Consider the following 9,623-nt stretch of genomic DNA (forward strand, 5'->3'; position numbering starts at 1 on the left):
AACCGCCACTGCCCGCACCCGCGCCGGGCGAACCGGCACCCGGCATGCCCGGGATCTGCGGCGACTGGAAACCACCGGTGCCCGGGGTGGCGCCCGTCGACGAACCGGGCACCTCGATCCCACCGAGCGACGGCGACTCCCAGTCCGACGCGTCCCCGCCGACCAGGCCCTTCGAGTCCGGGGCATCGGGCACACCGGAACCGCTGTTGCCCGCGCCCGCACCCGGCGAACCCGCGCCCGGCATACCCGGGATCTGCGGCGACTGGAAACCACCGGTGCCCGGGGCCGCACCGGACGACGAGCCCGGCACCTCGATCCCACCGAGCGACGGCGACTCCCAGTCCGACGCGTCCCCGCCGACCAGGCCCTTCGAGTCCGGGGCGTCCGGCACACCGGAACCACCACCGGAACCCGCACCGGGCGAACCGGCACCGGGCATGCCGGGCATGGACGGCGACTGGAAACCGCTGCCGCCGGTCCCCGGGGAGGCGCCACCCGGCGAGTCCGGAATCTCCACGCCGCCGATCACGCCGGGCTTGAAGTCGTCGTTGTTGCCGAGCAGGCCGTTCGCGTCCGGGGTGTCGACCTGGCCGGACCCGCCGCCGCTGCCGGTACCGCCACCTGAACCGGGCGAGCCGATGCCGGGGATGCTCGGCGCGGTGAAGCCGTTGCCGCCGGTGCCGGTGCCGGTGCCGCTGCCGGTACCGCTGCCCGGGGTGTCGAACGTCGGCGTCTTCACCGCGTTGCCGCCACCGGAACCGCCGCTGCCATTGCCGGTGTTGCCGGAGGTCGGCGCCTTGATGGTCGGCGGGATGACCGAGCCGGTGCCGAGACCACCGGTACCCAGACCACCGGTCGATCCGGGGGCGCCGATCTCCGGCGCCTCGAAGCCGGGAAGGCCGGAGCCGGTCCCGCCACCGGAACCGCCACTGCCGGAACCGGGGGCGTTGATCTCCGGCACCTTGACCGCGGAGTTGGTGCCCGAGCCGTTGCCGAGGTTCGGGCTGCTGATCGAGGGCGTGGTGATCGCCGAGAAGTTGCCGTTGCCCGGCCCGTTGCTGTTGAACGACGGCGTGGTCAGGTTGCCCGGACCGCCGTTGACGGTGGGCGTGGTGATGCTGTTCAGGTTCGGCGTCGTGATCGTCGGCACCGTGATGTTCGGCGGGGTCGTGATCACCGGCGTGGTGACACCGCTGATGTTGGGCGTGGTGAACGTCGGCGTGGTGAGCGTCTGGGTGGTGAAGGCCACGGTCGTGATGTTCATCGTGGTGGTCTTCGGCATGGTCGGCGTGCTGATGCCGGTGGTCGGCATGGTGATGCCGGATGTGCCCGCCTTGTCGGTGGCCATCTTGTACTGGGTGGCCACCGTGTCGACGACCTGCGCCATCTGCTTGGCCATCGGCACCTCGTACTCGCTGCCACTGATCGGCACCGGGCCGTTCCCCTCGCCGACGCCGTTCTGTCCGGCGATCGTCGCCCAGGCGCGGTCCAGGTAGTCGACCGTCTGCTGGCCCCAGGACAGGTAGTTGGCGGCGTCGTAGAGCTGCGACGGCAGCGAGTTGAGGTTGGTCGACGAGTTGATGTTGTTGGCGGCGGTGGTCGAATCCGGGATCGCGCCGCCGGCCAGGTGCTCGGCCTGCTTGCCCAGCAGGTCCGAGTAGTAGTTCATCTTGTCCTGGAAGGCGGTGGCCGCCGGGCCCTTCCACGCCTTGTCGTCGCCGATCATCGACTTGGTCGCGGCCCGGATGGTCTGCTCCATCCAGATCAGCAGGTCCTGCGTCGCCTGGAAGGCCCGCGCGGCCTCGACGACCGACGCCACGCTGACCCGCTCGGCGGCCTCGGTCGCACCCGCATCGGTGGTGATCGCCGCGCCACCGGTCAGGGACGCCTTGAGTTTGCGCCAGCCCCGGGTCTCGGTCGCCCAGGTGTTGTAGTCGTACAGGTCCCCCACCGGAACCACCTTCGGCGGGAAAGTGGAGGCCGGCTCCGCCGGGTCGTTCCACCCGTCGAGCTTGCTGTCACCGAGACCGTTGCCCATACCCTGTCCTCAATGCGAGCACTACCCAAAACGGCTCAACGCCGACGAACCTGTGAGACTGTACGACCCGGCTAGTTGCCGTCGGTCTTGACAGTCTTCTGGCCGTACGTGCTCAGGCCGTCGAGACCCTTGAACGAGTCGCCCATGATCTCGGTGAGTTTCTCGGTGGTCATCGAGTTGAGTTCTTCGAGGTTCTTGTACTCGCCGGCCATCTTCAGCAGCGCGTCGGCCACCGCAATGAGCGCATTGTTCATGTTGTACAACATGTCCGCCATGTCGCCCCGGACGCCGCCGTCCTGGCCGGTCGCCCCGACGATCGCCTGGCGCAGCACCTCGGCCCGGGCGAAGGCGCCCGGCTTGGGGTCGATCGTCTTCAGTTGCTCCATCGTGGAGAGCAGGATGTTGCCGTTGCCGGTGAGCTTCTGCAGCACCTCCTTGGCGAACCACTCCAGCGCGGCGGTGTTGACGGCCACGCCGTTGGTCGACGCCGCGTCGCCGGTGAAGGTGCCGACCGCCGGCGGCTTGAAGCCGGAACCGGTGGGCGTGGCGTTCTCGTCGATCCAGTCGGACTGGTCGTTGAAGCCCGGCGGCTTCACGTTCGACGGGTCGGTGATGTTTTCCTTGTACTCCTTGACCAGGTTCTTCCAGCCATCGCCCACGATGTTCGTGGAGTACCAGTCGCGGGCCTCGACCCACTCCGGGTGTTCCGCCCGGACCTCGTCCTTCCAGTTGTCGAAGTCGACGCCGCTGTGGTTCGGGTTGTTACTCGAGTGCTTGTTGTAGTACGCCATCCACGAGTCGTACGCCGCCTGGGTGGTCCCGTCCGGGTATCCCTTGTCCGAGTCGTGTGTGGAATAGGCGTGCATAGCTTGGATTGCTTCGTCGTTCGGGTAGCCCCAGTCGATACTGCCCATGGCGTGACTCCACTCGTTTTCAGCGCACGAAAGAAATGCGGAAAGCCCAGCGGCCCGGGTCGTCTAGCACACCGGGCCGGGGTAGGACACTGAGGCTGTCGCGCCGACAGGCGCGACAGCCACGCGACGGGGGATCAGCCGCCGCGAACGTCGTTCCAGATCATCGAGTGGCGCTGCTCGGTGGTGCCGTAGTTGTCGGAGATGGTCAGCAGCGTCTGCCGAGCCTGCTCCAGGTAGATCACCATGTTGTCGGCGGCGCTGTTCCAGGCCTGCTTCGAGACGTAGTACTGGTCCCGGGCGGCACCGGTCCACTCCTGAAGGCTGGACTCGACCGTCGCCTCCATCTCGTCGAGCGAGCTCTGGATCTTCTTGTTGATGTTGTTCATGTCGGTCAGAACGGCGTCTGCCTGCACGAAGTCGAAGGTGTAGTTGGACATGTCAGTCCTTTCGGGGGATCAGGGATTCAGGCTTCGGCGCCGGCTCAGAAGCCGGGCAGGGCGGAACCGAACGACTGCGCCACGTTGGCGGCCTCGTCCTCGGCGGCCTGGTAACCCTTGGTGGTCACACCCATGACCTCGAGCATCTTCAGGAGCTCGTTGATGACGTTCTGGAAAGCGCGCTCCCAGTTGTCCATCGCCTGGTTGAAGCCCTGGGACGCCGAACCGGTCCAGGAGGCGAGCAGGATGGCCATCTGGCCGTTCACCGAACGCAGATCACCGGTGAACAAGGTCGCCTTGTCGGAAAACTCCTGGGCAGCCCTCTGCATACCCGGTTCGGTAGTACTAACGGCAGGCATCGTCACGGCCGGACTCCTCACATCGCGAACTTGGCAGTGAAGAGTCTTGATCGAAGGACCCACCCGACCACAACTCGGTTCCGGCCCCGATGTCCGAACGTCGCCGAACATTGCACGGCAACGCCCACCATCGGGCAAGCGGCCGGTCCGGGCGCAGGTCCCGACCCGGGAACGCGGGAAGACCGCCTGCACTTTCAGGCACTAAGAGGCTTCCCACAGTTCCGGTGGCAACAGCAAGGATCTTCACTAGACTGCGACGTCTTCACCAGACGGCGACGTCGAGGGAGTGGTCCGGGTTGAACTACAGCGAACGTATCGAAAGCCTGTTCCAGGAATACGAGAAGCAGCGCAACAGCCTCACCGACATGCAGGCGAAGATGAGCGCTCTCTCGGCCACCGCCATGTCACCACGACGTGAGGTGAGCGTGACTGTCGGGCAGAACGGCGTGCTGACGGACATCCAGTTCCCCACTTCCGCTCACAAACGCCTCACCACCGCCGATCTGACGAAGCTGATTATGGAGACGTACGGCGACGCCAAGGAGCAGGTGATGAACCAGGCCGCCGCGGTTCTGTCGCCGATGCTCCCGGACGGACTCGACGCCCAGAAACTGGTCCGCGGTCAGGCCGGTGCGGACGCGTTCCTGCCCAAGGAACCCCGCATGGTCACCAGCGTGCGGGAGATCCTGAACCGGGGCGGAGGCATCGAATGATCAACAACAATCCCGGTGGGCGCCTCTGGGTCGACCCGGACGGCGTGGAGGGCCTCGGTCTCGCGTACGAGGGCCACGTCGACCTCTACGAGTCGTACCTCGCCCAGGTCCTCGCTCTCCGCTCCCGGTACGCCAACGCGTGGGGCGACGACGACATGGGCCAGCAGTTCTCCACCAAGTTCCTGGAGGGGCTGGACAACCTCGAAGCGATCATCGGCGGGGTCAAGGGCACCCTGGCGTACACCGCTGAAGGTCTGACCGTGAGCGCCCGCGCCTACCGGGAGGCCGACGAGGCCGCCGCCGAGGGCACCAGCCAGCTGGAACGCAACTTCGAGAGCCTCGGAACCACCCAGGGTACGACCACCACGCCCGAGGAGACGCCGAAGACCGTGCTGCGCGGCGGGAGGGTCACCTCGTACGCCAACGAGGCGATCCCGCTCCAGCCGATGATGCGGGCCCGGCTGCCCCTCGCCGAAACCGACGAGGACGGCGAAGTCCCGCTCCAGCCGGCCATGCTGGCCCAGCGGACCCGCGCGGTCACCGCCGAGGACGGCACCGTCCCCCTCGAGCCGATGCTGGCCGCGCAACGCCCGCTGGAACCGCGGATCGACCCGGAGACCGGGCAGCCCCTGCTCATGCGGGCGAGGACCGTCCAGGGCAAGACCCTCCTGCCCGAAGGCGAGGAGGAGATGCACCCGCTGGAGCCGACCCAGTCGTTCCTCACGTCGCGGCGGCCGGCCGAACCCGGGCTCGAACCCGAGTTCACGCCGCAGATCCCGGCCGAGGAACGCGTCGCGATGCAGCCGCTGCTCCCGGCACAATCGAACTCGTACAGCGCGTCGACCCCGATGATGCCGGCCATCTCGTCGATGTACATGCAGCCGTCGTACTCGACCGCGTACGTCGGCGGCGAACCCCTCCCCCAGGGCTACCAGCTGATCTCGCTGAACCCGTTCGAGGACGGCAGCACCCGCGTCGACGCCAACCTGTACGACACCATCACCCCGCTGAGCGGCACCGCCGTCACCAACCCCGACGGGAGCACCATCGACCCGGGCAAGGGCCAGTTCTTCGTCGTCAAGGAGAACCCGAACGTCGACCCGACCGCGACGGGCTACGAGCCGTTCGTGCTCAGCTACGCCCCCGACGGCACCCCCACCCCGATCTACGCCGGCTCCTGAGCCGCCGACCCACCCGCGCAGGACATGCCCGACTTTCACATCCCCAACGACCCGCAATGGCAGTGGGCGTACGACCTGATCCTCGTCGCCACCGGCGGTGAGTTTCCGAAGGCCGACCCCGCCGCCCTGCGGGCCATGGGCGACGAACTGAACACGCTCGCCAGCACCATCATCAACGGCATGGGCGCCACCGCCAACCTCGGTTACGGACTGGCGGGCAGCCTGCAGGGCCCGGCGATGGACGCGTTCCAGCAGTACCAGGTCGGCATCACCAAGAACATCCCGGCGGGTGGCAACATCTCGCTGGCCCTGGGCGGGTCGGCGTACAACTTCGCGCTCGACTCCGAGAACACCCAGTACAACATCATCATCGCGGCCTTCACCCAGGTCGTGGAGATCGCCATCGCGATGGCGACCGGCTTCGGCGCGGCAGCGGTCCCGGCGCTGATCAAGATCGGCCAGCAGATCGTTCAGACGCTGATCGACTTCCTCCGGATGCGCCTGCAGAACATGCTGGCGAGACTCGCCTGGGAGGCGTTCCAGGAGGGCCTGGAGGAGCTGTGGCAGAGCGCCGCCGCCAACCTGGCCCAGATCGCCGAGGGCAACACCAGCACCATCCGGTGGAAAGACCTCGGCATGTCCTTCCTCGGTGGCGCGGTCATCGGCGGCGGTGTCAGCGGCTTCCACATGATCGGCGGCAAGCTCTACCCGAACATCAACAAGAACCTCTTCACGCGGGAGGCGCTGTCCGCCGGCGCCGAAACCTTCATGGAGGGCCTGTTCACCATGATGGTGGGCGGCGGCGGCTTCAACCCGTGGGCCACCGTCACGTCGTCGCTGATCGGCGGTTACGCCCACCACTACGCCACCGAGATCGGCAACAGCTACGGCCCGAACGCGGGCGGCAACAACCCGCCCTCGATCGACTCCCCCAACAAGATCAATGTCCCGCCCGCCAACACCCCGCCCGCCACAGGCGTAGACGGTCCCGCAGTCCCCTCCGGCACCGGCACCCAGACCGGCGAAGGCCCTCAAACCGGTGGCGGCACTCAGACTGGTGGCGGCACCCAAACCGGTGGCGGCACTCAGACAGGCGGCGGCACCCAAACCGGTGGCGGAGTCCAAACCGGAGCCCCAGAGACCACCGGCGGCCAGGCAACCACCGGAACAGGCACGGGTGCCGGCGTAGGAACCGGCGTCGGGACTGGCACTGGCACTGGCACTGGCACTGGCAGCCAGGTCAACACCGGAAACCAGACCGGGACCAACGCCCCGGTCAGCGGCGGTACACAAACCGGAACCGGCGCTCAGACCGAAACGGGCACACAAACCGGGACGGGAGCACAGACCGGAACGGGCGCCCAAACCGGAACGGGCGCCCAAACCGGAACGGGCGCACAGACCGGAACGGGAGCACAGACCGGAACGGGCGCCCAAACCGGAACCGGCGCTCAAACCGGCGGCCAGGTCACTACGGGCAACCAGACCGGAACCCCGGCCACCGGCGCTGCCCCCGTCGCAGTCGGCGGCACCACTGCCCCGCAGACGGGTGGCGGTCTCCCCGGCTTCGACAGCGCTTCTCCTGGTGCTGCGCCTGCGACACAGCCTTCCACCAGCCCGGCCACCGGAGACGCCTCCACCGGTAACCCGGCCACCAACGCACCCACAACCGGTGCTCCCACAACCGGCAACCCGGCCACCAACGCACCCACAACCGGTGCTCCCACAACCGGCAACCCAGCGACCAACACGCCCGTCACCGGCGCCCCCACCACGGGCAACCCCACTACAGGCAACCCCACTACCAACGCACCGGTCACCGCCGAAACTCCGGCTGCGAGTGCCCCCACCACAGGGAACCCGGCCACCAACGCACCGGTTACCGGCAACCCGGCCACCAGCGCACCCGTAGCCGAGGCTCCGACCACAAGTGCTCCCACAACGGGAAACCCGGCAACCAACACACCGGTCACGAACGCACCCACCACGGGAAACCCGGCAACCAACACACCGGTCACGAACGCACCCACCACGGGTAATCCGGCGGCGAACGCGCCTGCGACGGGGACACCTACGACCGGTTCCCCGGCGACGAATGTTCCCTCGACGAATACGCCGGTAGCGGCACAGCCCGCACCCCCGACCGCCGATGTCACCGGTTCCACCCCCACGTCGGTGCCGTCTCCCGTCGCCCAGACGCCGACAGTCCAGACCCCGGCCACTCAGTCCCCCAGCGTCGAGACCCCCACAACGCAAACTCCGGCTACCCAGACTCCGGTCGCCCAGACCCCTGTCAGCCAGACACCCAGCACTCAAACGCCCAGCACTCAAACGCCCAGCACCCAGACCTCGCCGAACACCCAACCGGCGTCCAACACCCAGACCTCACCCAGCACCCAACCGGCCTCCAACACCCAGACGTCGCCCAACACCCAGACCTCGCCCAGCGTCCAGACGTCGCCGAGCGTCCAGACGTCACCCGACAGCACGACCGATCGTTCGACGCCGCCACCAGCGCAGGCTCCGACCGGCGGCTTGACGGTAGACGTCCCCACCAGCGTCGACACCCCGGTAACGGCAGCCCCGACAACGGAAACCCCGACCACGCAGACCCCGGCCACCCAGGTTCCCGCGGTCCAGACCCCGACGGCTCAGACCCCCACCACGAACACGCCCACGACGAACGCCCCCGGAACCCAGGACAGGTCCCCCGCCCAGGACAAGCCGGGCACCCAGACTTCCCAGACTCCGCAGGCTCCCCCGTCGGCCCCGACAGCACCGACGGCCGTGCCCACCTCGGTGGACATCCCCACGGAGGTTGCGCCCGCCACCGACCCGAAGATCGAACTGGAGCAGCAGCCCGCCCCGGCCACCCAGATCGACTTCAGCGGCGACACCGGCACGGACACCAGCAGCGACACCGACTCGATCTTCAGCAACGACAGCGACGTCGACAGCGACACCGACTCGATCTTCAGTCGGGACGGCGACTCCGACATGGACAGCGATCTCGAGTCGCTCTACGACAGTGACGACGACGCGGTGGACACCGCGCCGGAGACCAAGGCCGGCCCGATCGCCCCGCCCCCGGCCGTCAACGTCCACACCCCGTCGCAGGCGCCCCGGCGCGCCGCCCCCACCCCGGCGGGTCCGCGTCCGTCGACCCGTCCGATGCCGCAGGTTCTGGGTGACCGCGGTGGCCGCCCGTTCCAGAACTCCCAGAACATGTACCAGTTCAAGCAGGTCGGCGACCCCGTCACGCTCGGACGGCTGGGCCCCCGTAACGATCACACCGCTGACAAACCGGCCTACCTCGCCACGGTTCCGGTGGTTCCCGGGGACAACGTCGGCGACATCATCAACACGTACGCGCAAGGTTTCTCCCCGGACACGTCGAACGGCCGTTTCGGCCTGGTCATCGGGGTGAACGGTTTCGCCCGTCCAGGTTCGGAGTCCTCGGTCGAGTCGCGGATCCAGCAGACGATCGATCAGGTCCGTGACTCGAATCCGCCGTTCCCGGTCACCATTGTCGGCTTCACCTGGAACAACTCGCGGATCGGGCCGAACGATTCGCCGGGTCAGGACACCATCCCGTACGCCGCGATCCGCGAGACCCTGGTCCGGCACCCGCAGTCCGAGCAGTTGCTGAACAGTCTGCAGGAGCAGGCCGGCGACAACCCCACCTTCATTCACACCGGTGACGCCGACGTCGCCTCGATGACGAATCTGTTCAACAATGCCGACACGGCCATCAACAGCCGGCCCGATCTGCAGATCATCAGTGGTGGTTACACCCTGGACAGTGCGCCCACCCCGGCCGCGAATCAGGCGAACCATCGGGATCAGCAGGTTCGTCAGGCGATGGCCGGTGTCGATCCGCGTTCGGTGTACATGCCCGAGCCGAACACGTTCGTCCGGGTCGACAATTCCAGCCTGGAAACCGACATCACCTTCGGCGTGCGTAACGACCCGCAGGGCGAC

Annotated in this window: 5 protein-coding genes and 2 pseudogenes; 3 read left to right on the top strand and 4 right to left on the bottom strand. The window is 67.7% G+C overall.

Annotated features, from left to right (window positions below; genetic code table 11):
- From WH85_RS44970 to WH85_RS44985, 4 genes and pseudogenes are all read right to left on the bottom strand, one after another.
- Positions 1-2,038, bottom strand: a pseudogene (locus WH85_RS44970) (hypothetical protein); the annotation flags it as partial.
- Between the two features lie 71 nt (positions 2,039-2,109).
- On the bottom strand, positions 2,110-2,952 hold the full coding sequence (locus tag WH85_RS44975) for a hypothetical protein (protein WP_045748352.1): 843 nt from the start codon (positions 2,950-2,952) through the stop codon (positions 2,110-2,112).
- 134 nt (positions 2,953-3,086) lie between these two features.
- Entirely contained in the window at positions 3,087-3,389 is a 303-nt protein-coding gene (locus WH85_RS44980) for a WXG100 family type VII secretion target (RefSeq protein ID WP_045748353.1), read from the bottom strand.
- A 44-nt stretch (positions 3,390-3,433) separates the two neighbouring features.
- On the bottom strand, positions 3,434-3,754 hold the full coding sequence (locus WH85_RS44985; RefSeq protein ID WP_052721286.1) for a WXG100 family type VII secretion target: 321 nt from the start codon (positions 3,752-3,754) through the stop codon (positions 3,434-3,436).
- Between the two features lie 290 nt (positions 3,755-4,044).
- Between WH85_RS44985 and WH85_RS44990 the strand changes: the two genes are divergently transcribed.
- The 3 genes and pseudogenes from WH85_RS44990 to WH85_RS51315 form a co-directional block, all read left to right on the top strand.
- Positions 4,045-4,461, top strand: coding sequence for a YbaB/EbfC family nucleoid-associated protein (locus WH85_RS44990; RefSeq protein WP_045748355.1), 417 nt, complete (start codon positions 4,045-4,047; stop codon positions 4,459-4,461).
- Positions 4,458-5,642 carry a hypothetical protein gene (locus WH85_RS44995; protein WP_045748356.1) on the top strand — a complete coding sequence of 395 codons (1,185 nt, stop codon included), beginning with the start codon at positions 4,458-4,460 and terminating at the stop codon, positions 5,640-5,642. Before WH85_RS44990 ends, WH85_RS44995 begins: the two co-directional genes overlap by 4 nt.
- A gap of 24 nt (positions 5,643-5,666) precedes the next feature.
- Positions 5,667-9,623 (top strand): annotated as a pseudogene (locus WH85_RS51315) (hypothetical protein); the annotation flags it as partial.

Source organism: Actinoplanes rectilineatus (assembly GCF_000962825.1).
Taxonomy (GTDB): domain Bacteria; phylum Actinomycetota; class Actinomycetes; order Mycobacteriales; family Micromonosporaceae; genus Actinoplanes; species Actinoplanes rectilineatus.

Coding starts and splice junctions, on each gene's coding strand:
- WH85_RS44975 (WP_045748352.1), bottom strand. CDS start 2,952: ATGGGCAGTATCGACTGGGGCTACCCGAACGACGAAGCAATCCAAGCT.
- WH85_RS44980 (WP_045748353.1), bottom strand. CDS start 3,389: ATGTCCAACTACACCTTCGACTTCGTGCAGGCAGACGCCGTTCTGACC.
- WH85_RS44995 (WP_045748356.1), top strand. CDS start 4,458: ATGATCAACAACAATCCCGGTGGGCGCCTCTGGGTCGACCCGGACGGC.